The 22,306-nt window shown below is 74.0% G+C and carries 19 protein-coding genes; 7 read left to right on the top strand and 12 right to left on the bottom strand.

The genetic code is table 11. The features are described from left to right. Positions 1-14: 14 nt before the first annotated feature. The 3 genes from RM788_RS01010 to RM788_RS01000 all read right to left on the bottom strand — a co-directional run bounded on the left by RM788_RS01010 (position 15) and on the right by RM788_RS01000 (position 2,705). Positions 15-527, bottom strand: a complete 513-nt coding sequence (locus tag RM788_RS01010; protein ID WP_315929526.1) for a MarR family winged helix-turn-helix transcriptional regulator — start codon at positions 525-527, stop codon at positions 15-17. Positions 528-630: 103 nt separating this feature from the next. After that, positions 631-1,830, bottom strand: coding sequence for a carboxylesterase/lipase family protein (locus tag RM788_RS01005; protein ID WP_315929524.1), 1,200 nt, complete (start codon positions 1,828-1,830; stop codon positions 631-633). Continuing rightward, complete coding sequence (locus RM788_RS01000; protein ID WP_315929523.1) at positions 1,812-2,705, bottom strand: MBL fold metallo-hydrolase; 894 nt, start codon at positions 2,703-2,705, stop codon at positions 1,812-1,814. Before RM788_RS01000 ends, RM788_RS01005 begins: the two co-directional genes overlap by 19 nt. Before the next feature lie 74 nt (positions 2,706-2,779). On the opposite strand from RM788_RS01000, the gene RM788_RS00995 reads away from it, so the two are divergent. Further along, on the top strand, positions 2,780-5,422 hold the full coding sequence (locus tag RM788_RS00995) for a LuxR C-terminal-related transcriptional regulator (protein ID WP_315929522.1): 2,643 nt from the start codon (positions 2,780-2,782) through the stop codon (positions 5,420-5,422). On the opposite strand, the gene RM788_RS00990 is transcribed toward RM788_RS00995, so the two are convergent. Beyond that, positions 5,391-6,269 carry an alpha/beta fold hydrolase gene (locus tag RM788_RS00990; RefSeq protein WP_315929521.1) on the bottom strand — a complete coding sequence of 293 codons (879 nt, stop codon included), beginning with the start codon at positions 6,267-6,269 and terminating at the stop codon, positions 5,391-5,393. The genes RM788_RS00995 and RM788_RS00990 overlap by 32 nt on opposite strands. Before the next feature lie 126 nt (positions 6,270-6,395). Here RM788_RS00990 and RM788_RS00985 point away from each other — a divergent pair, with 126 nt between their 5' ends. Both RM788_RS00985 and RM788_RS00980 read left to right on the top strand, forming a co-directional pair. Next, positions 6,396-9,569 (top strand): ATP-binding protein, encoded by a 3,174-nt coding sequence (locus RM788_RS00985; RefSeq protein WP_315929520.1) that lies wholly within the window; start codon positions 6,396-6,398, stop codon positions 9,567-9,569. 81 nt (positions 9,570-9,650) lie between these two features. After that, positions 9,651-10,592: an alpha/beta hydrolase family protein gene (locus RM788_RS00980; protein WP_315929519.1), complete on the top strand. Its 942-nt coding sequence runs from the start codon at positions 9,651-9,653 to the stop codon at positions 10,590-10,592. Positions 10,593-10,607: 15 nt separating this feature from the next. Here the strand turns inward: RM788_RS00980 and RM788_RS00975 are convergent, their stop codons facing one another. Genes RM788_RS00975 through RM788_RS00950 form a run of 6 tightly spaced genes read right to left on the bottom strand, consistent with a single transcriptional unit; the run spans position 10,608 to position 15,152 of the window. Then, the gene (locus RM788_RS00975) at positions 10,608-11,318 is read right to left on the bottom strand and encodes an SDR family oxidoreductase (RefSeq protein WP_315929517.1); all 711 of its coding nucleotides are present in this window, start codon (positions 11,316-11,318) and stop codon (positions 10,608-10,610) included. Between the two features lie 28 nt (positions 11,319-11,346). Continuing rightward, positions 11,347-12,270 (bottom strand): LysR family transcriptional regulator, encoded by a 924-nt coding sequence (locus RM788_RS00970; RefSeq protein WP_315929516.1) that lies wholly within the window; start codon positions 12,268-12,270, stop codon positions 11,347-11,349. An 18-nt stretch (positions 12,271-12,288) separates the two neighbouring features. After that, positions 12,289-13,113: an SDR family NAD(P)-dependent oxidoreductase gene (locus RM788_RS00965; RefSeq protein WP_315929515.1), complete on the bottom strand. Its 825-nt coding sequence runs from the start codon at positions 13,111-13,113 to the stop codon at positions 12,289-12,291. Positions 13,114-13,126: 13 nt separating this feature from the next. Beyond that, positions 13,127-13,531: a MaoC/PaaZ C-terminal domain-containing protein gene (locus tag RM788_RS00960; protein ID WP_315929513.1), complete on the bottom strand. Its 405-nt coding sequence runs from the start codon at positions 13,529-13,531 to the stop codon at positions 13,127-13,129. Further along, positions 13,528-13,971: a MaoC family dehydratase N-terminal domain-containing protein gene (locus tag RM788_RS00955; protein ID WP_315929512.1), complete on the bottom strand. Its 444-nt coding sequence runs from the start codon at positions 13,969-13,971 to the stop codon at positions 13,528-13,530. The genes RM788_RS00960 and RM788_RS00955 overlap by 4 nt, the downstream gene beginning before the upstream one ends. Beyond that, positions 13,971-15,152: a lipid-transfer protein gene (locus RM788_RS00950; RefSeq protein WP_315929511.1), complete on the bottom strand. Its 1,182-nt coding sequence runs from the start codon at positions 15,150-15,152 to the stop codon at positions 13,971-13,973. Before RM788_RS00950 ends, RM788_RS00955 begins: the two co-directional genes overlap by 1 nt. A gap of 106 nt (positions 15,153-15,258) precedes the next feature. On the opposite strand from RM788_RS00950, the gene RM788_RS00945 reads away from it, so the two are divergent. The 4 genes from RM788_RS00945 (at position 15,259) to RM788_RS00930 (ending at position 20,318) form a co-directional block, all read left to right on the top strand. After that, positions 15,259-15,867: a TetR/AcrR family transcriptional regulator gene (locus RM788_RS00945; protein ID WP_315929510.1), complete on the top strand. Its 609-nt coding sequence runs from the start codon at positions 15,259-15,261 to the stop codon at positions 15,865-15,867. 96 nt (positions 15,868-15,963) lie between these two features. After that, positions 15,964-17,457: an AMP-binding protein gene (locus RM788_RS00940; protein ID WP_315929508.1), complete on the top strand. Its 1,494-nt coding sequence runs from the start codon at positions 15,964-15,966 to the stop codon at positions 17,455-17,457. 26 nt (positions 17,458-17,483) lie between these two features. After that, positions 17,484-18,956, top strand: coding sequence for a carboxylesterase/lipase family protein (locus tag RM788_RS00935; protein ID WP_315929506.1), 1,473 nt, complete (start codon positions 17,484-17,486; stop codon positions 18,954-18,956). A 138-nt stretch (positions 18,957-19,094) separates the two neighbouring features. Next, complete coding sequence (locus tag RM788_RS00930; RefSeq protein ID WP_315929505.1) at positions 19,095-20,318, top strand: serine hydrolase domain-containing protein; 1,224 nt, start codon at positions 19,095-19,097, stop codon at positions 20,316-20,318. 47 nt (positions 20,319-20,365) lie between these two features. Here the strand turns inward: RM788_RS00930 and RM788_RS00925 are convergent, their stop codons facing one another. Together RM788_RS00925 and RM788_RS00920 are read right to left on the bottom strand one after the other, a co-directional pair. Then, positions 20,366-21,013: a response regulator transcription factor gene (locus RM788_RS00925; RefSeq protein WP_315929504.1), complete on the bottom strand. Its 648-nt coding sequence runs from the start codon at positions 21,011-21,013 to the stop codon at positions 20,366-20,368. Further along, positions 21,001-22,230, bottom strand: coding sequence for a sensor histidine kinase (locus RM788_RS00920; RefSeq protein WP_315929503.1), 1,230 nt, complete (start codon positions 22,228-22,230; stop codon positions 21,001-21,003). The genes RM788_RS00925 and RM788_RS00920 overlap by 13 nt, the downstream gene beginning before the upstream one ends. Between the last annotated feature and the right edge of the window lie 76 nt (positions 22,231-22,306).

The following is a 22,306-nucleotide window of genomic DNA, read 5'->3' as shown; positions in this document are numbered from 1 at the left end:
CGGTGATCGTCGCGTCAGGAGTCCTTGGCCGACCCGCCCCGCGACCGGGGTTTGGCGGAACGCGGTGGTGCGGCGCGCAGGTGGTCGCGGACGCGGATCAGCACGGCGCCCAGCGTGCCGAGATCGCGGCGGGACAACGGGTCCACGAGCATCTGGCGCACGACGTCCACGTGTCCGGGCAGGACTCGTGCCACCCTGGCGCGGCCCGCGTCGGTGATCGTGACGGTGGTGCTGCGCTCGTCGTCGGCGGACGGCCGCCGGGTGATCAGGCCCGCCTTGTCCAGCAGGCCCGCCTGGTAGGTCAGGCCGCTGCGGCTGTACACGACGCCGTCGGCCAGGTCGGTCATCCGCGCGCTGCCGCCGGGGGCGCCGGAGAGTTGCGCCAGGATCGAGAACTGCACCCCGCTCAGGTCGCCCTCGGCGCGCAACTGCTGCTCCACGGCGTGCTGGATGAGGTTGCCGACCTCCATCAACGCGAAGTAGGCGTCGAGTTGGTCGGCGTCCAAGCCTGGCGCGTCGTCCGTCACCCCCTTATCCTACTTGCTTCGAATTCGTAGCGTGCCAGGGTCTCCGCATGGTTGAACGCGAAAGCCGTTGGCGGTCAAGGTCGTGTTCCTGCCCCGACTCCGGTCAGGGACCGATGAAGCGGTGGTGTCCCGCCCAGCCGGGGTCACCGGTGGTCGCGAACCGCACCCACGCCCCGTGCACCTCGGCCGCCAGCCCCGGTGGGACGTCCGGCCCGAGCAGGCCGTGCGGGCCGCGCAGTTCGGGCAGGCCGGTGGTGTCGAACACGAACGGCAGCTCCACGGTGTGGCAGGCGCCGTACGGGCCGTCGCGCCAGTCGAACTCGTAGGTGAGCGCGCCACCGTGCGCTTCGACGAGGCTCCGGCTGCCCGCCTGGAACATCGCGTCGATCGCGGCCGAGCGGGACGGGTCCTGGTAGAGCTTCGACTCCTCGGAGTTGTTGCCCACCAGCAGGTCGACGCCGGGTGCCGGGTGGTGGTCGAAGCGCACCACCCCGAACGGCGAGACCCCGGCCCGGCCCGCGGGCTTGAGGCGGGTGACCGCGTCGACGAGATCGTCGTCGGGCACGTCCCCGAACGCCTCGGCGGTGCGGTCGATCCCCAAAGCGTCGGCCAGCGCGGTGCTCGCGGCCTCGGCGGTCTCCGGCGGCATCTCGACCAGGCCGCCGCTCTGGCTGATCGCGCGGTGGAACAGGCCGTGCGCCGCGGGCGTGACGACGAGCGCGGAGACGACCATCGCGCCCGCCGACTGCCCGAACAGGGTCACCCGGTCGGGATCGCCGCCGAAGGCCGCGATGTTGTCGCGGACCCACTCCAGGGCGGCGAGCACGTCGAGCAGCCCGCGGTTGTCGGGCGCGTCGGGCAGGCTCAGCCACCCCGGCGCGCCGAGGCGGTAGTTCAGCACGACCAGCACGATCCCGTCGCGGGCGAACGCGGAGCCGTCGTAGACCGCCGCGCTCCCGGTGCCGGACACGAAACCGCCACCGTGCACGAACACCATCACCGGTGCCCGGCCCGCGGTGGACGGTGTCCACACCGTGGCGGTCAGGTGGTCGTCGCCGCTGATCCGGTCGACGCCCATCAACGGCCCGAGGTCGGCTCGGCCGAACCAGCGGCGGTCCGGCGCAGGGGCAGACGGGCCGGGCGCGGTGGCGTCCCGCACCCCCGACCACGGCACCGGGGGAGCGGGCGCGGCGAACCGGCCCGCGCCGACCGGCGGTGCGGCGTAGGGGACGCCGCGGAACACGGTGCCGTCGCCCGAGACGGCACCGGAGGTGGTGATGACCTTCACGAGAACGCCGCCCATTCCTTGATCGCGAACTTGTCGCCGTCCCGGCGGATCTCGGCCGCGCCGGACCCCGGCAGGTGCGCGGGCAGCACCAGCGCGTTGTTGTCGGCCGCCCAGCCGAGCACCCGGCGGCGGGTCGCCCTCGCCTCGTCCTCGTCCTCGTCGAAGGACGGTCCGCAGTCCGGTTCGTGGAACTGAAGCGGGCTGTGCAGCAGGTCGCCCACGAACACCGCGCGGTCGGTGCCGGAGGTCAGGGTGATCACCGAGGAACCGGGGGTGTGCCCCGGCGCCGGGTCGATCCGCAGGCCGCCGTCCAGGACGTACTCGTCCTCCCACAACGTGGTCAGGCCCGCCTCGTGCACCGGGGCGACGCTGTCCTCGAACACGTTCTGCATCCCGCGTCCGGACCGCGTCCGGTGCTCGTTGAGCGGGTTCCAGTAGTCGAAGTCCGCGCGGGAGATGACGTAGCGGGCGTTGGGGAACGTCGGCACCCACCGCGATCCTTCGAGGCGGGTGTTCCAGCCGACGTGGTCGCCGTGCACATGGGTGCACACCACGACGTCCACGTCGGCGGGCTGGACCCCGGCGCGTGCCAGGTTGGCGAGGAAGTCGGTGTCCAGGTGGGCGAAGAACGGCATGTACGGCCGTTCTTTGCCGTTGCCGACACCGGTGTCGACGAGGATGGTCTTGCCCGCGCTGCGCACGAGCCACGTCTGCATGACGGCGTGCACCACGTCCGGCTCGGGCGTCCAGAACTCGGGGACGAGCCAGCTCTCGTGGGACTCCCACGTCCCGCGCGGGACGTCCGGGAAGATGAAGCCGCGGGGCAGGGGAGCCGGGGGCTGCTCGATGACGCGGGTGATCTCGATGTCGCCCAGGATGATGGTGTCCATGCCGCCGAGTCTTGCCGGCCGCGCGGACCGGAGGTATCCGTCACGTGACCGCACTCGCCGATACAGTCGGTGGTGTGCACGCAGCGGGCCGCGAGGTCGAGACCGCCGCCGTCCTGGGGCTGACCAGCGGGGTCCTGGTCGTCACCGGTGATCCCGGTACCGGCAAGAGCACCCTGCTCGACCTCGCCGCCGAGACAGCCGAGTCTGCCGAGACAGCCGGGGCAGCCGACACCGCCGCCGGTCGCCGGGTGCTGCGGGTGACCGGCAGCCGCGGCGAGTCGACGCTGCCGTTCTCCGGACTGCACCAGCTGATCAGGCCGGTGCTCGGCGAGGTCGACGGGCTGCCCGAGCGGCAGCGGGCGGCGCTGCTCGGCGCGATCGGCCTGGGTGACGCCGTCGCCCCGGACCGGCTGATCATCGGGGTGGCCGCGCTCGCCCTGCTGTCCGAGCTGAGCGGGCGGGTCCCGGTGCTCGTCGTGGTCGACGACGTCCGGTGGGTCGACGAGTGCTCGCGGGACGTGCTGGCGTTCGTCGCCCGGCGGATCGGGGACGAGCCGCTCGCCCTTCTCGTCGGTGCCCGCGACGACACCGAGTTCCCCGGATTCCCGCAGGTCGCGCTGGAAGCGCTCGACCCGCGCGCGGCGGCCGCCCTGCTCGACGCCCAGCCGTCGGTACCGTCCGGCGCGCTTCGGCTCCGCGTCCTCGCGCAGGCCGCGGGCAACCCGCTGGCGCTGGTGGAACTGGCCAGGGCCGGGTGCGCGGACGACGACATCCTGCCGCTGACCGAACGCCTCGAACGCGTCTACACCGCCGACCTCGACCGGCTGCCCGCCGTGACGCGGGAGGCGTTGCTGCTGGTCGCGGCGGACACGGCCGACCTCGTCGCGGGGACGCGGTCCGTCGAGCTGGCGCCCGCCGAGGAGGCTGGGCTGATCCGGTTCACCGGTGGCCGGGCCCGCTTCCGGCACCCGCTGGTCCGCTCGGCGATCTACCACTCGGCTCCGCTGGCGGCACGGGAGCAGGCGCACCGGACGTTGGCCGACCTGCTCACCGCCGAACCCGACCGGCGGGCCTGGCACCTCGCCGCGGCCGCCACCGGGCCGGACGAGACCGTGGCCGCGGCGCTGGAGGCCACCGCGAGCCGGGCCCAGTGCCGCGGCGGCCACGCGGCGGCGGCGGGTGCGCTCGAACGGGCCGCCGAACTGAGCCCCGCGCCCGACGACCGGGCCCGGCGGCTGGTGCTCGCCGCCGGGGTCGCGGTGTTCACCGGGCAGGCGCACTGGGTCGAGCAGCTCGCCACACGGGCCGGTGAGGTCACCGACGACCCGTTCCTGCTCGCCTCGGCCGCGCTGCGGGTCGGCCAGGTCCTCACCCTGACCTCCCGGCACGCCAAGGCGCTCGACCTGCTGCTGCGCGCGGCCGACGAACCGTTGCTGGCCGTCCAGGCGCTGGCGTCGGCCGCCGTGAGCAGCTTCTACTCCGGCGACGAGCACGACCGGGCGCTGGTGCGCGACCGCGCCGACGGCGACCCGTGGACGGCCGCGCTGCTGGACCCGCACGAGAACCGGGCCGAGCTGGCCGCGAGGATCCCGGAGCTGGTCGAGCTGGCCGGTGACGACCCCGGCACGCTGACCTCGATCGGCGCGATGGCGTGGCTGCTCGACGAGACGGCCGTCGCCGTGCGGATCTTCGACGACGCCCTGCACCGCTGGCGCGCCGCGGGCAGGCTGCCGACCGGCCTCGGCTGCTCGGCGGGCTGGGCCTACCTCGACCACGGCCTGTGGGCGCAGGCCAGGCTGGCCGCGTCGAGCGCCGTGACGCTGTCGGCGGACGCGAACCTCCCGCACCTCACCGCCGCGACGATGGTGCTGGAGGCGACCGCCGTCGTGCTGTCCGGCGAGACCGCGGCGGCCCGCGACCTGGCCGAACGGGCGTTGGCCACGATCGACCCGCGCACCAGTCGGGCGGTCGGGTCCCGCGCCCGGTGGGCGCTGGGCATGGCGGCGGTGGCCGACGGCGACCACGTGACCGCCTACGAGCAGTTCCGGCTGCTGTTCACCGCCGACGGCGAACCGGTGCACTACCACTTCTCCTTCGTCGCGGTCGCCGAACTGGTCGCCGCCGCGGTGCGCACCGGCCACGAGGTCGAGGCGGCCGAGATCCTGCACCGCGCCGAGAAGCGGTTGGCGGGCAACACCTCCGCGCGCACGCACGCCCTGCTGCACCGCGGCCGGGCGCTGCTGGAACCCGACGACGCCGAGGCGCACTTCCAGGAGGCGCTGGGTGATCCGCTGGGGGAGCAGTGGCCGTTCGAACGCGCCCAGGTGCTGCTGGACTACGGGGAGTGGCTGCGCCGCCGCCGTCGGATCACCGAGGCCCGTCCCAAGCTGACCGTGGCCAACGAGGTCTTCCGGCGGCTGGGCGCCCGGCCGTGGCTCGACCGCGCGCAGGGCGAACTGCGGGCCGCGGGCATCGACTCCGAACCCGCCGCGCCGGACGCGCTGACCGGGCTCACCCCGCAGCAGCAGCAGATCATCCGACTGGCCGCGCGCGGGCTGACCAACCGGGAGATCGGCGAACGGCTGTTCCTGTCCCCGCGCACGGTCGGCTCGCACCTGTACCGGAGCTTCCCGAAGCTGGGCATCACCGCGCGCTCCCAGCTCCGGGACATCGTGGACGGATCGGTTACCTGGTCAGCAGGTCCCGCAACGCCTTGACCACCTCGGCCGGGGCTTCCTCGGCCATGAAGTGCCCGCAGGTCACCGTGTTGTGCTCCAGGTCGGGCGCCCACGCCCGCCACCGGGCGGCGGCGTCGAAGCCGAGCGCGGAGCCCCAGTCCTGCTGGAGCACCGAGACCGGCATCCGCAGCGCGACGCCCGCCGCGCGGTCGGCCAGGTCGTGCTCGACGTCGACGCCCGCCGAGGCGCGGTAGTCGGCGACGATCGAGGTGATCGCCTCGCGGGAAGCCCGCAGGTACTCGGCGCGCACGTCGGCGGGGATCGCGCCCGGGTCGTTGGTCCAGATGTCGAGGAAGTGGGCGAAGAACGCGTCCGCCGAGTTGGCGATCATGGTCTCGGCCAGGCCAGGCGGCTGGGCCATCAGGTAGAGGTGGAAGCCGACGGCGGCGGTGGTGCCGTGCATGACGTCCCACATGTCGAGGGTCGGCAGCACGTCCAGCGAGGCCAGGTGCGTGATCCTGTCCGGGTGGTCGAGCCCGGCGCGGATCGCGACCAGCGCGCCCCGGTCGTGCCCGGCGAGCGCGAAGCGGTCGTGGCCGAGCGCCGCGGCCAGCGCGACGACGTCGGCGGCCATCGCGCGCTTGGAGTACGCCTGCCCGTCGGTGTCGGCGGGCTTGTCGCTGTCGCCGTAACCGCGCAGGTCGGGGCAGATCACCGTGTGGTCGGCTGCCAGGTCGGCGGCGACGTGCCGCCACATCAGGTGGGTCTGCGGGAAGCCGTGCAGCAGCACGACCGGGCTGCCCGAGCCGCCCACGGCGACGTTGAGCGCCACGCCGTCGGCGACGGTCACGCGGCGCTCGGTGAATCCGGGGATCTTCGGGGACATGTCGGCTCTCCAGGTCTGGTCGGTGGTTCCCGACCACTGTGGAGGGATCCGATCAGCGCCCGATCAGCGCCCGATCAGCGCCGACTCAGCCGGGCGACCCGAGCGGGCCACGGCTAGGTTGTCGGCGTGCTGCGCTTCGGGGTGCTGGGCCCGCTGGAGGTGACCGGGGACCACGGGCCGGTCGACCTCAAGGGCGCGCGGCACCGGGCGGTGCTGGCCCGGCTGCTGGTCGCCGGGGGACGCGTCGTGCCGGTCACCCGGCTGATCGACGACCTGTGGGACGACGCCCCCGAGGGCGCGCTCGGTGCCGTGCAGACGTTCGTCGGCGCGCTGCGCAAGGTGCTGGAACCGGACCGGCCGCCCCGCACGCCGTCGAAGCTGCTGGTCACGGTGCCGCCGGGCTACGCGCTGCACGCCGGGTCGGTGGACGCCTTGCGGTTCGAGGCCGCCGTCGCCGAGTCCGCCGACCTGCTCGCCGCGGGTCGGGCGGAGCAGGCCCGCGTCCTGCTGGACGGGGTGCTCGGGCTGTGGCGTGGACCGGCGTACGCGGAGTTCGCCGACCTGGGCTGGGCACGCGGTGAGGCGTTCCGGCTCGACGAGCTGCGGGTGCTCGCCGTGGGCCGCCGGGCCGAGGCCGCGCTGGCCTCCGGACGGGCGGCGGAGTCGGTGCCCGACCTGGAAGCGCAGGTCGGGAGCCACCCGCTGCGCGAGGACGGCTGGCGGCTGCTGGCGTTGGCGCTCTACCGGACCGGACGGCAGGGCGACGCGCTGGCGGCGCTGCGCCGGGCCCGCGAGGTGCTGCGCGCCGAACTCGGCGTCGACCCCGGCGAGGGACTGCGTCGGCTGGAGGCCGACATCCTCGACCAGGCACCGGATCTGGCGGGACCCGTGCGGGCCGTCGTCACCCCGCGACAGGTCGAGCACCCGTTCGTCGGCCGCGCCCCGGAGCTGGCCGAGCTGTCGCGGGCCGCGGCCGTGGTGGCGACCGGCGCGCCACGGCTGGCGCTGCTGTCCGGCGCGGCGGGCGCGGGCAAGACCGCGCTGGCCGGAGCCCTGGCCGACCGGCTGGCGGCGGACGGCTGGACCACCGCGTGGGGTGCGTGCCCCGAGGTCGGGGGCGCGCCCCCGGCGTGGCCGTGGACGGATCTGGGCGCGAGCGACGCCCTCGACGGCGACCCGGTGGAGGCCGCGTTCCGCAGGCGCCGGGAGATCGCCGCGCACCTGGCGGGGCTGACCGCGAACGGCCCGGTGCTGCTGGTGTTCGACGACCTGCACTGGGCGGACGAGGACACCCTGGCGCTGCTGACCGCGCTGGTCACCGATCCCGCCCTCGGTCCCGTGCTGGTCGTGGGCACCTACCGGTCCACCGAGATCTCCGCCGGACTCGCCGAGGCGCTGGGCCGGGTCGCCCGCGCCGAGCCGACCCGGATCCACCTGGGCGGACTGACCGAGGACCAGGTGGGGGAGGTGGTCCGCGCCATCACCCTCCGCGACCCGGTGCCCGCGCGGGTGATCCACGCGCGCAGCGGCGGCAACCCGTTCTTCGTCCGCGAGCTGACCCGCCTGTGGGACGCCGAGGGCGACGCGGCCCTGCGCACCGTGCCCACGGGCGTCCGCGATGTCATCCGCCACCGGCTGGCGGGACTCCCGGAGGCGGCGCGGACGCACCTGCGGCTGGCCGCGGTGCTCGGCCAGGACGTGGACCTCGACGTGCTCATCCCCTTGGCGGGCGACGAGGAGCGGGTGCTGGACTCGGTGGAGTCCGCGCTGCTCGCCGGATTCCTGGTCGAACAGGACGCCGACCGGGTGCGGTTCGCCCACGCGCTGGTGCGCGAGGCGCTCTACGACGACATCACCCTCGCCCGCCGCGCCCGGTGGCACGCCGCGGCCGCCGGGATCGTCGAGGCGCTGCGCCCCGACGACGTGGAGGCGATCGCCCACCACCTGCTGCGCGCCGGGGGCCGTGCGGACGCCGCCCGGACCGCGCACTACACCCGCGCCGCCGCCGAACGCGCGGAACGGCGGTCCGCCGCGCACGAGGCGGCCAGGCTGTGGGGGGAGACCGTCGCCGCGCTCGACCGCACCGGCACCGCCGACCCGCGGGCCAGGCTGGCGGCCGTCATGGGTCTGGTGCGGGCGCTCGCCGTGACCGGTGACCTGGCCCTGGCCCGGTCGCACCGCGCGGAGGCGGTCACGGCGGCCGAGGCGCTCGGCGACCCGGTGCTCACCGCGGGCGTGATCGGCTCGTTCGACGTGCCCGCGATCTGGACCGCCAACGACGACGAGGACCTGTCCGCCCGGCTCGTGGCGGCGGCCGAACGCGCGCTGGCCGCGCTGCCCGCCGGGCACGACGCCGACCGTGCCCGGCTGCTGATCACCATCGCTGTCGAACGGCGTGGCGACACCGGGACGCGCGGCGGCGAGGCGGCACGGGAGGCGGAGGCGATCGCTCGCGGGCTCGACGACCCCGCGCTGCTGGCCTCCGCCCTGAACGGCCGGTTCCTGCACACCTTCCACCGGGCCGGACTCGCTCCCGAACGGGCCCGGATCGGCGAGGAGCTGATCGGCCTCGCCGCCCGCCACCACGGCCTGGCGGCGTTCGAGGTGCTGGGCCACCTGATCCTCGTCCAGGCCCGCGCCGCGCTCGCCGACCTGGACGCCGCCGACCGGCACGCCGCCGCGGCCGACGGACTCGCCGAGAGCTACGACCTGCCCGTGGTCGGGGTGTTCACCGACTGGTACGCGGCTCTGCGGCTCGCGGTGACCGGCCGCGTGGACGAGGCGCGCGCGGCTTACCGCGAGGCGGCCACCCGGCTCGCCGGTACCGGGATGTCCGGGCTGGAGAACGGGATCCTCCCGCTCGCCCTGCTCTGCCTCACCGCCCCGGACGCGCCCGCCGACACCGACTGGGGCCCGCACGCCCCGTGGACCCGGCCGCTGGTCCTGCTGGGCCGCGGCGCCGCCGTGCCCGCGATCCCGGACTCACCGCACGACCTCCTGTTCGAGGTTCGCACCTGCCTGCACGCCATGGTGGCCGTCCGCACCGACGACCGCCCGGCCATGCGGAACCTCCACACCGCACTGCTGCCCGCCGCCGACGAACTCGCCGGTGCCGGCAGCGGCCTGGTCACCCTGGGGCCCACCGCTCTGCACCTCGGCGACCTAGCCGCCGCGTTGGGCAGGCACGGCGAAGCCGAGCAGCACTACCGGCGGGCGGTCGCGGTCGCGGAACGCGCCGGGGCTCCGCACTGGGTGGCCGAGGCCCGGCGACACCTGGAAGCGGTCCAGCCAGCCGACTAGTAGCCGCGGTTGCCAAGCGGAATCACGTTCCGGTACTGTCCGGAACACGGTTCCGCTTAATTCGGCACGAGGAGAACACCCATGAGCACCCCTTTTACGGAGGCAGGCGGAATCCCCGTCGCCGACCCCACGCCCGTGACGACCTTCAGCCCCGTGGTGCTGGAGGTCCCCGGTCGGCCCGTCGCCCTGCGGATCAAGGTCTCGGCACCCGCGACGGGCACCGATCTGCCGGTGATCCTGCTGTCGCACGGCCACGGGCCGTCGAACTTCCTGTCGTCCCTGCACGGCTACGGACCCGTCGTGGACTTCTGGGCCGCCCGCGGCTTCGTCGTGGTCCAGCCGACGCACCTGGACTCGACGACGTTGGGCTTGCGGGAGGCCGACGACCCGGACGCGCCGTTGTACTGGCGGTCCCGAGCCGAGGACATGCGTTTCGTCCTCGACCACCTCGACGAGGTCGAGGCCGCCGTGCCGGGGCTCGGTGGACGCCTGGACCGGAGCCGGATCGCCGCCGTCGGGCACTCGCTGGGCGGGCACACGGTGGGCCTGCTGTGCGGTCAGGGCGCGGGCGACCCCGCCGTGGACCTGGCCGACGACCGGATCAGGGCGGGCGTGCTCATGGCCCCGCCCGGTCGGGGTGAGGACCTCGCCCCGACCGCGACCGCGAACTACCCGATCCTGACCACCACCAGCTTCGCCGCGATGACCACGCCCGCACTGGTCGTCGTGGGCGGGAACGACTGGCACCCCGTGTTCTCCGACCGCCGGGACTGGCGGAGCGACGCCTACTTCCTGAGTCCCGGCCCCAAGGGCCTGCTGACGCTGGTCGGCGCGGGGCACGGGCTCGGCGGGGTGTCGGCGTACGACGCGGCGGAGACGACCGACGAGAACCCCGAGCGCGTGGCGGTGCTGCGGGCGCTCGTGTGGGCCTACCTCCGCACCACCCTGTACCCCGGCGACCCCGCCTGGGCCGACGCGACCGCGGCGCTGGACAGCGCGATGGGCGCGGTCGAGTCGAAGTAGACCCCGCGCCGCCGGTCAGGTCAGGACCGCCCCGCCGTCCACGAGCGACACCGTGCCCGTCGTGTAGTCCTGGTCCATCAGGTGCAGGTAGGCCTTGGCGACGTCCTCGGGCTCCGCGACCCTGCCGAGCAGCGTTCCACCGCCCACCAGGGCGAACATCCTTTCCCGGTCCTCCTCCGCCATGCCCGACCAGAGCGGCGTCCGCACGACGGTGGGCGCGACGGCGTTGACGCGGACCGGCGCCAGTTCGACCGCGAGCGAGCGCACGGCGGAGTTGACCGCCCCGGACACCGCGGACCCGAGCAACCTGCCCGCCCCGCCCCGGTAGGCCGCGGCGCCGCTGGTCAACGTGATCGAACCGGTGGGGCTCAGGGTGGACAGCGCCGCGCGCATGCTGTCGAGCGCGTGGAAGAGGCGGATGTCGAAGAACCGCCGGGCCCGCTCCGGGTCGTAGTCGGCGATCGCGGCCCGGACGAGCGCGTCGCCCGCGGTGTAGACGAGGTGGTCGAACCGGCCGACCTCGGCGAAGAACGACCGGAGCGACTCGGACGAGGTGACGTCGACCGGGAGGGCGGTCGCGGTGGCGGGCAGGTGCCCGACGGACTTCGCCGAGCGCGAACCGACGACGACGTGCGCGCCGGTCCGGGCCGCGGCGAGTGCGACGGCCAGGCCGATGCCGCTGGTGCCGCCCAGGACGACGACACGGGTGGGGGAGGTGGGGGACACGGAGTTTCCTTCCGACGGGAACCGGCCCTCAGCGTGCCGTCGGCGTCGCGGTGGCGTCCAAGACCTGTTTGTTCCCAACTGATGCCGGGTCGGCATCAGCCAGCGCGACCTCCACCAGTTCGCGAAGCACGTCGGACCGGCGCCGCGACTCGACCACGAGGCAGACCCGCGTGTCCGGCAGGTCGGCCACGCGGACGTAGGCGATGTCGGGCCGGTGGTAGTAGCGGGTCGTCGACGCCGGCATGACGACGACGCCCCGCCCCGCGGCGACGAGTTCCAGCTTCACCTCGACGTTCGGCGAGTGGGCGGTCCCGTCGTCGTCGGGCGGCACCGGGGGAGCCGTCACGCCGGTCCACTCCGGGACGGCCGCGACCGGCTGGAGCAGCACCTCGCCCGCGAGGTCGGCCAGGAGGAGGTTTTCCGAGGCGGCCAGGGCGTGGTCGGCGGGCAGGGCGGCGAACCGCGGCTCGGCGAACAGGTCGATCACGGTCAGGCCGTCGTCGTCGAACGGCCGGTGCGCGAAGCTCGCGTCGATCCGGCCGTCGCGCAGGGACTGGATCTGATCGGTCCACGAGGTGCGGACCACGTCCACCCGCAACGCGGGCCGGGTTTCCCGCATCCGGCGCACCACCGGCGTGATGATCAGACCGGGCGAGAAGCCGATGGTCAGCCCGTGGCCCTCGCGTTCGGACAGCCGCACGCGCCGCTGCACCGTCTCGGCCGCGCGCAGCAGTTCACGCGCCTCCTCGCGCAGGAACTCCCCGGCCGCGGCCAGGCGCGTCCCGGACCGCGACCGCTCGAACAGCGTGACGCCGAGCTCCTGCTCCAGCGCCGAGATCGAGCGGCTCAGCGCGGGCTGGGCGATGTGCAGCGCCTCGGCCGCGCGACCGTAGTTCAGCTCGTCGGCCAGCGCGAGGAAGTAGCGCAACCGCCGGAGGTCCAAGTCGCCCATTCCGCCATCAAAGCAGGATCATCCCCGCCAGCCGCCGCCGCACACGACCGTCTCGCCGGTGATGTAGTCCGACTCCTCGGTGCAGAACAGGTAGACGGCGTTGGCGGCCTCGACGGGCGTGCCCGCGCGGCCGAGGGGGATGAGCGAGGTGGCCGCCTCGAGGATCGCGGGGTTGACGCCGACCTTGATGCGCTGCCCGTCGATGTCGATCTCGCCCCCGGCGGCGGACGCCTCGGTCAGGCGGGTCTGGATGAGGCCGAACGCGACGGTGTTGACGGTGACGTTGTAGCGACCCCACTCCTTGGCGAGGGTGCGGCTCAGGCCGGTCACGCCCGCCTTCGCGGCGGCGTAGCCGACCTGGCCGGGATTGCCCGCGAGGCCCGCGACGGAGGCGATGTTGACGACCTTCCGGGCCCTCGCGCGCCCCTCCGAGACGGCCTCGGCCTTCGCCGCCGCCGAGATCACCGGCTGGGCCGCGCGCAGGATCCGGAACGGGGCCGTGAGGTGCACGTCGAGGATGGCCCGCCACTGGTCGTCGGTCATCTTCTGGATGACGTTGTCCCACGTGTACCCGGCGTTGTTGACGATGATGTCGAGGCCGCCGAAGGTGTCGACGGCCGTGGCCACGAAGCGCTCGGCGAAGCCGTCCTCGGTGACCGATCCGGCGCACGCGACGGCGTGGCCGCCCGCGGACTCGATCGCGGCGACCGTGTCGGCGGCGGGCTCGGCGTCCAGGTCGTTGACGACGACGTTCGCGCCCTCGCGCGCCAGTTTGAGCGCGATCTCCCGGCCGATGCCCCGGCCGGAGCCGGTCACGATCGCGGTGCGGTTGTGCAGGGACATGGGGTGCCGCCTCTCAGGTGATGTCCACTCCGGTGATGTCCACGAGGGCCGTGCCGCGCAGAGTGGTGGTGCCGTCGTCGAGGCGCACGGTCAGCTCGATCGTCGCGACGCCGTCGTCGACGGCCGTGACCACGCCCTCGCAGCGCGGGGACGCGAGCACCGGCGTGATCGCGGTGAAGCGCACCCGCCACGAGCGCAGCCTGCTCTGCGGCATCCACCCGGTGAGGAGCCTGCCGAGGTAGGCCATCGAGAGCATCCCGTGCGCGAACACGTCGTCCAGACCGGCCGCCCGCGCGACGTCGAGGTCGACGTGGATGGGATTGGTGTCGCCCGACGCGCCCGCGAAGAGGGCGAGGGCCGTGCGCGAGACGGGCGGCAGCGGCAGCGCGGGGAGCGCGGTGCCCACCACGACGCTCACAGTGCGGTCACGATCACGACGGCCTCCGCCTCCGCGACCAGCTCGCCCGCGCGCAGGAAGTCGGTGCGCTTGACCAGGAAGTCGCGCGTCGGGGACTTCGCGTAGGCGTCGGACACCCTCCTGCGGCACTCGATCTCCTCACCCGCGTGCACGTCGCGGTGGTAGGTGAACGACTGCTCGCCGTGCAACACCCCGCGCAGGTCCACGCCGAGGTCGGTGAGCCAGCCGAGGGGAGGGTCGGCCTCCAGCTCGATCGAGAAGAAGAACGTCGGCGGCACGAGCAGGTCGGGGTGGCCCGCGGCACGGGCGGCATCGACGTCGGTGTGCACGGGGTCGGTCTCCCCGATCGCGCGGGCGAACGCGCGCAGCCGACCCCGTTCCACCAGCGCCACCACCGGGGCGATCGGCCGGGTGACCGCCAGGGCCAGGTCGACCGCCATCAGCGGACCTTCTCGTACAGGGTCACGACCGCCGCGCCGCCAAGGCCGATGTTGTGCTGCAACGCCAGTTTCACGCCGTCCACCTGGCGCGCGCCCGCGGTGCCGCGCAGCTGCCACACCAGCTCCGCGCACTGGGCGAGACCGGTCGCGCCGAGCGGGTGCCCCTTGGACAGCAGGCCGCCCGACGGGTTCGTCACGACCCGGCCGCCGTAGGTGTTGTCGCCGTCCTCGACGAACTTCTCGCCGGTGCCCTCCGGGGTGAGGTCGAGGGCCTCGTAGCTGATCAGCTCGTTGGTGGCGAAGCAGTCGTGCAGCTCGACCACCCGGATGTCCTCGGGGCCGACGCCCGCTGCCTCGTAGACCCGTCGCGCGGCCGCCCGCGTCATGTCCGCGCCGACGAGCTTGCGCAGGTCGTCGGACTCGAACGTGCCCGCGGTGTCCGTCGTCATCGCCTGCGCGCGGACGACGACGCTCGCGTCGATGCCGTGCCGCGCCGCGAATTCCGGCGTGCACACGACCGCGCTCGCCGCCCCGCACGTCGGCGGGCAGCACATCAGCCGGGTCAGGGGGTCGTGGATCATCGGGGAGGCCATGACCTGCTCGACCGTCACCGCGTCGCGGAACACGGCGTAGGGGTTGTTGGCGGCGTGCGCCCGCGCCTTGACCGAGATCTTCGCGAACGTCTCGGGCCTGGTCCCGAAGCGCTCCATGTGCGCCCGGCCCGCCCCGCCGAAGTACCGCGGCGCCATGGGCCCGTCGCCCGCGCCCTGGACCCGGTCGTTCGCGGCGTCGAAGGACGCGAAGGGGGAGGTGCGGTTCGTCCACGCGGTCGCGAGCGCTCCGGGGGTCATCTGCTCGAACCCGAGGGCGAGGGCGCACTGGACCGCGCCGGACTCGACGGCCTGGCGCGCGAGGAACAGCGCCGTGGACCCGGTCGAGCAGTTGTTGTTGACGTTGACGATGGGGATGCCGCTGAGCCCGACCCCGTAGAGGGCCGCCTGACCCGAGGTCGAGTCGCCGTAGACCCACCCCGCGTAGGCCTGCTCGACGTCGGCGTAGTCCAGGCCCGCGTCGCTCAGGGCGGCCCGCACCGCGCCCGCGGCCATGTCCTCGTACCGCGCTCCTGCGCTCGGCTTGGTGAACGGCACCATCCCCACCCCGGCGACCACTGCTGCGCCCATGCGGATCTCCTTCGCTCCGTGCCGCGCGTCGGCGGCACGGCGACTATGACCCCGCGCGGTTGAATTAGTCAAGGCGTACTAGTCAGTCGATGGTTATGCTTCGCGGATGGTCACTTCGGCGAGCGCCCCCCTCCCCGTGCAGCAGCGAGCGTGGGACACGCGCGAGCGCATCCTGCGGGCCGCGGTCGAATGCCTCGCCGAGGAGGGCTACCAGGCGACCACGACCTCGCGCATCCAGCAGCGCGCCGGCGTCTCGCGCGGCAGCCTGCTGCACCAGTTCCCGGTGCGCGACGACCTGCTGGTCGCGGCCATGAAGCACCTCGCCGCGGAGCGCACGGACGAGATCGCGCGGTTCGGCGACTCCTCGTCGGGTGATCTCGACGAGGCGATCGACGCGCTGTGGGACACCTACCACGGGCCGCTGTTCACGGCGTCGCGCGAACTCTGGTTCGCCGCCGCCCACAATCCCGGCCTGGCCGCCGACCTCGCGCCGCACGAGCACGCGCTCATGAGGGTCATCCGCGAGCAGGTGCTCCCCGCCCTCTTCGGCGCGGAACGCGCGGCGCACCCCGCGTACGGCGACCTGACCGCCCTGCTGATCTCGAGCATGCGCGGCGTCGCGCTGACCTACACGTTCGAGCCTCGCGACCATCGGCGGGACCCGAACCGCGCCGTCTGGCGGCGCCTGGCCCACACCATGCTCGAGGAGTCGTGAGATCATTAGGACGAACTGACTAGTACGAGTTGACTAATCAGCTGGGCGCCGGTTGGCTGAGGGCCTCAACGCACTGGCGCACCGACCGGAGGGCCGATGTCCGACACCACCCGGCACGGCGAGTTTTTCGCCCCAGGCACGCCCTTCGTCACCGCGGTCCGCCGCTTCGCCGAAGCCGACCCCGACGCCGTGGCGCTCACCGACGACCAGGGCTCGCTGACGCGCGGCGAACTCGACCGGCGCACCGACCGGCTGGCCCGCGCGTACGCGGCGCTGGGCGTCACCGAGGGCGCGTTCGTGACCATCGGACTGCCGACGGGCACCGCGTTCGTCGAGGCCATGCTCGCCGTCTGGAAGCTCGGCGCCACCCCGCAGCCGGTGTCGTCCCGCCTGCCCGCCCGCGAACTGGCCGCGATCGTCGGCGTCGTGCGGCCCGCCCTCGTCGTCGGCCTCGACGCCGGCGCGGACACCCCGTGGATCCCGGTCGGGTTCGAGCTCGACAGCGCACTGGACGACGGCCCCTTGCCGCTGGTCGTGTCGCGGTGCTGGAAGGCGCCGACCTCCGGCGGCAGCACCGGGGTCCCCAAGGTCATCGTCGGCGACCAGCCCGCGACCGTCGACGCGATCGTGCCCCTGATGCCGGTCATCCGGATGCGGCCGGGGAGCACGATGCTGGTCGCCACCCCGCTCGGCCACAACGCCGCGGTCATGTGGTCGACGGCCGCGCTCGTCACCGGCGGCCACGTCGTGCTCATGCCGCGCTTCGACGCGGAGAAGACCCTCGGCCTCATCGCCCGCCACCGCGTCGAGTGGGTGTGCCTCGTGCCGACGGAACTGCACCGCATCGCGAGGCTGCCCGAGGAGGTGCGGGCCGCCGCCGACCTGTCCAGCCTCGAACTCGTCGCGACCGGCGCCGCCCCCTGCCCGCAGTGGCTCAAGCGGTTCTGGGTCGACTGGCTCGGCCCCGACCGGCTGCTGGAGTTCTACGCCGCCACCGAGGCGCAGGCGATCGTCATCACCGACGGCCACGGCTGGCTCTCGCACCCCGGATCGGTCGGTCGCGTGGTGGTCGGGGAGATCGAGGCGCGCGACGAGCACGGCGACGTCGTGCCCGACGGCACCGTGGGCGAACTGTGGATGCGCCGCTCCGCCGGCACACCCGGCCCGTACTTCTACCTCGGCGCGACCCCGCACCGCGACGAGCGCAACTTCGAGACGGTCGGCGACCTCGGCTTCCTGCGGGACGGCTGGCTCCACCTGGCCGACCGCAAGGCCGACATGGTCGTCATCGGCGGCTCCAACGTGTACCCGGCGGAGGTGGAGAGCGCCCTGGAGGAGCATCCGCTCGTCACGTCCAGCTGCGTCGTCGGCGTGCCCGACGACGAGTACGGGAGCGCCCTGCACGCGATCGTGCAGACCTCCGCCCCGGTGACCGACGACGAACTCGTGGCGCACATGCGCGAACGCCTCGTCCGCTACAAGGTCCCGCGCACCTTCGAGCGCGCGACCGAACCCCTGCGCGACGACGCCGGGAAGGTCCGCAGGGCACTCCTGCGCGACCGCGTGCTCGCCGAGCGCGCCGCCACCTGAACCGGGAAGGTCCTCCCATGACGCACGTGAGCACTGAGCACGGCACCCTCGACGGGGCCGTCGAGGACGGCCTGCACGTCTTCCGCGCGGTGCCCTACGCCGCCCCGCCGTTCGGGCCGCGGCGCTTCCTGCCGCCACAGCCCCCGGAGAAGTGGGACGGCGTCCGGGACGCGACCCGCGCGGGCGTCATCGCCCCGCAGCCCATCACGCCCGACGACCCGCTGGCGCCGGTGCTCGCGCCGACCGCCGACACCCCGATGGGGGAGGACTGCCTCACGCTGGAGGTCTGGACGCCGGATCCGGGCGCGGCGGGACTGCCGGTGGTCGTGCACATCCACGGTGGCGGGTACCTGACCGGGTCCGGCTCGTTCGCCGGCTACAGCGGCCGCACGTTCGCGCGGGACGGTGTCGTGCACGTCGGCGTCAACTACCGGCTGGGCATCGACGGCTTCCTGCACCTCGGCGACGGCCACGACAACCTCGGGCTGCGCGACCAGCAGTTCGCGCTGGAGTGGGTGCGGCGCAACATCGCGGCCTTCGGCGGCGACCCCGACCGGGTCACGATCCTCGGTCAGTCCGGTGGCGCCGTGAGCGTCATGTTCCAACTCGCGATGCCCGGCTCGCGGGGCCTGTTCTCGCGGGCGATCGCGCAGAGCGGTTGCTCGATGGCCAGCGTCGACGCCGACGAGGCCGCCCGCGTGACCCGCATGGCCGCCCGCCGACTCGGCGTCGCCGCGACTCCCGAGGGGTTCGCGTCCGTGTCGCTGGAGCGCACCGCCGCCACGTCGCAGTGGCTGATGGTGCGGTTCCTGCTGGGCTTCGCGCGCGGTGACGCCCGTTCCCTGCTGCTGAGCCCGTTCCGCGCGGTGCACGGCACGGAACTGCTGCCCACGTCCCCGTTGACCGCCGCCGCCGACTCGGACGTGCCCCTGCTGACCGGGACCGTGCGCAACGAGACCGTGAACTTCGTCGCCGCCCTGCGCGGGTTCCCCGTCATCGGGGCGCTCGCCCTGCGCGGCCTCCGCCGGACGGTGGGCCTGGACCGCGCCATGGTGGACGCCTACCGGACCGGGGAGCGCCACCTCACCGACCGCGTCGAACTCGCCGAGGCGGCGTGGTCCGACTGGGGTTTCCGCATCCCGACGATCCGGCTGGTCGAGGAGCGCACGGCCCCGTCGTGGCTCTACGAGTTCCGCTGGGAGCCGTCGACCGCGCGCCGCGGGCAGTCGTCCTTCCACGGCATCGAGATCCCCTTCACCCGCGACGAGCTCGCCCTGGTCGACCGGCTTCCCGCGACGACGCGGGCGATGTTCGCCGGGGCGCCCGCCGCGCTCGCGTCGGAGATGCACACCGCGTGGGTGGACTTCGCGACCACCGGCGACCCCGGCTGGCCCGCCTACGACGACGACAAGCGGCCGACCATGGTCTACGACACGACCTCGACGGTGGTCGGCGACGCCGCCGGTGTCGAACGCGAAGCCTGGCGCGGACGCCGGTGAGGGCGTCCACTGTGGACTGGTAACGCCTGCGCTACCACGGGGACGGTGGCAGGCGGGATCGTGCGAACGGTGCCGTCCGAACAGGATTGCGGTTGTCGGCGGAGCGTCGACATCGGCACATCGAGGGGAACCGTTCCCATGCGCAAGACCACACTGCCCCTGGCGCTGACCGCCGCCGGGCTCGCCGTGATCGCCACCCTGCCCGTCGCCCACGCCGACCGCGGCAGGGGGCCGACCGATCCGGCGACGAGGACCAGGGTGGCCGAACTCGCCCAGCGGGCCGTGGACGCGGGCAACCCCGGCGTGATCGTGCGGTTCGACGACGGCCGTTCGCCGGTCGAGATCACCAAGCAGGCGCCGTGGACCACGAAGGACCACCGGCTCGCCGCCACCGACGAGTTCCGGGTGGGTTCCAACACCAAGACGGTGGTCGCCACGCTGGTCCTCCAACTGGTCGGTGAAGGTCGGGTCGGTCTGGACGACCCGGTCGGGAAGTGGCTGCCCGGCCTCGTCCCCGGCGGTTCCGGGATCACGCTGCGGATGCTGCTCAACCACACCAGCGGCCTCGCCGACTTCGTGGACGACCCCGCGGTGATCGACTCGGTGTTCGGCACGTCGAGGAAGAAGTGGACGGCGCCGGAACTGCTGGCCGCGGGCACCCGGCTGCCCCCGACGGCCACGCCGGGAACGGAATGGCACTACAGCAACACCAACTACATCGCCCTCGGCATGGTGCTGGAGAAGGCGACCGGCCGGTGCCTGGCCGACCTCGTGGACCAGCGGATCGCCCGGCCGTTGCGCCTCAAGCACACCTACTTCGCCACCGACGCCACCTGGCGGGGCGGCCACGCCACCGGGTACGAGCCCGACGCGGCGCACCTCAAGGAGTTGCTGCCGCCCGACGCCCCCGAGGGGCTGGCGTTCGTCGGACCCGAGCACGACGGGCACGTCGACGTGTCCGGCGTCGACCCCGGCTGGGGCTGGGCCGCGGGCGCCGTCGTCTCCACCGCCGCGGAGTGGAGCCGGTTCCAGACCGCGCTGCTGTCCGGCGAACTGCTGGCGCCCGCCCAGTTGGAGCAGATGCGCGCGGTGGTCCCGGTCGACCCCGCCGCCCCCGACGGCGCGGGCTACGGGCTGGGCATCGCCCGCGTCCCCACGCCCTGCGGTGTGGTGTGGGGCCACGTCGGCGGCATCCCCGGCTACCTGACCAAGACCTACACCGACGACAGCGGGACCCGGTCCGTGGCGGTCGTGGACCTGACCTACTACGGCGGGACGGCGCCGAAGGCGGACGAGGCGAACAAGGCGCTCGAGACCGCGGCGGTGTGCGCGATGTTCGACAAGCCCGTGCCCGCGTCCTGATCGGACAGCCGGTCGACGACGCCGGGGTGTCGTCGACCGGCCCGCGGTCAGCCGTTGAGGTAGGCCAGCACGGCCAGGACGCGGCGGTGGCCGCTGCTGTCGTCGTGGGGCAGGCGGAGCTTGGTGAAGATGTTGCGGATGTGCTTGTGCACCGCGGCGTCGCCCACCCCGAGCCGGTCGCCGATCGTGGTGTTGCTCAGCCCCTCGGCCATCAGCGCCAGCACCTCGCGTTCCCTGGCGGTCAGCGTGTCCACGAGGCTGTCCGCGTTGCGCCGCACCAGGAGTTGCGAGATCACCTCGGGATCCATCGCCGTGCCGCCGCCCGCGACCCGGCGCAGCGCGTCGAGGAACCGCTCCACCCTGCCCACCCGTTCCTTGAGCAGGTAGCCGACACCGCCGGAGCCGTCGGCCAGCAGTTCCGCGGCGTAGCTGTGCTCGACGTAGGCCGACAGCACCAGCACCGGGAGGCCGGGGTGCAGTCGGCGGGCCTCGACCGCGGCCCGCAGCCCCTCGTCGCCGAACGACGGCGGCAGCCGCACGTCCATCACGACGACGTCCGGTCGGTCGTGCCCGATGACGGCGAGGAAGTCGGTGGCGTTGTCGACCGCGGCGACGACCTCCACCCCCTTGGTCGCCATCAGCAGCACGAGTCCTTCGCGCAGCAGCGCGTCGTCCTCGGCGATCACGACCCGCATGGCAGCTCCACCCTCAGTTCCGTCGGTCCGCCCGGCGGGCTGACCAGCACGAGCGACCCGTCGAACGCCTCGGCGCGACGGCGGATGCCCGCCAGCCCGCTCCCGGACCCAGGATCCGCGCCACCGCGGCCGTCGTCGCCGATCGTGATCACCAGGCTGTCGGCCGTGCTCCGCAGCCCCACGGTCGCGTGCTCCGCGCGGGAGTGCTTGGTGATGTTGGTCAGCGCCTCGGCCACCACGAAGTACGCCGCGGCCTCGACGGCGGCGGGCTGCCTGCCGACGCCGTCCACGTCCAGCGCGCACGGCACCGGGCACCGCGCGGCCAGCGCCGTCACCGCGCCCGCCAGCCCCCGGTCGGACAGCACCGGCGGGTAGACGGCCCGCAGGACGTCCCTCAGCTCGGCCAACGCGTCAGTGGCGGTGTCCTGCGCCTTGCGCAGCAACGACATCGCGGCGGCCGGGTCCTCGTCGTGCACGCTCTCGGCGATGCCGAGCTGCATGATCACCGCCGCGATCCGCGCCTGCGTCCCGTCGTGCAGGTCCCGCTCGATCCGCCGCAGTTCCGCACCGTGCGCCTCCAGCGCCGCGGCCCGTGACGCGGTCAGCTCGGCCACCCGGTCGCCCAGCACCACACCCGCCGCGGGCGCGAGCAGCCTGCGCGCCACGGCCGCCTGCGCGCGCGCGACGTGCGGGAGTTGCCACGCCACCAGGCCGTAGGCGATCCCGAGCGGCACTCCCGCCAGCGCGGCGGGCCAGGAGTCGAGCCGGAGACCGGACACCTCCGCCGGGTGGGTCGGCAGCCACCAGTAGGCCGGTGCCAGGACCAGCGCGACCGCGCTCACCACGACACCCAGCGCCACGACCGCGATCAGGAACCCGGTGGCACCGTGCAGCACCAGCCACGCGAGGTCCCGCCAGGTGGCCGGATCCGCCAGGACCGCGCGGACCCGTTGCCGCGACGTGCCTGCGAGCGCCCGGTAGGGCGTGGGAACCGGCACGTCCAACGCCGCCGAGACCCGCCGCCGTTCCACCTCGAGCAGCGGCCGTACCGCCCGTGTCGCCGACGGCACCAACGGCAGGCCCACCCCGACCACGCACAGCGCGAACACCGGCAGCAGCAGCCCCACCGAGCACGCGGCGGCGACCGAGGTGCCGCCGCTGCCGGCCAGGTACCCGACGGCCCGCTCCACCGCGCCGAACCGCTCCTTCACCGTCACAGCGGTGATTGTGGCGCACGGCGGAAACCACCCGATCGGTAGCGCGAGGGCTACCACCGGCAGTGGTGCGGGCGGG

Source organism: Umezawaea sp. Da 62-37, assembly GCF_032460545.1.
Lineage (GTDB): Bacteria > Actinomycetota > Actinomycetes > Mycobacteriales > Pseudonocardiaceae > Umezawaea.
This window is presented reverse-complemented; position numbering and strand designations above follow the sequence as displayed.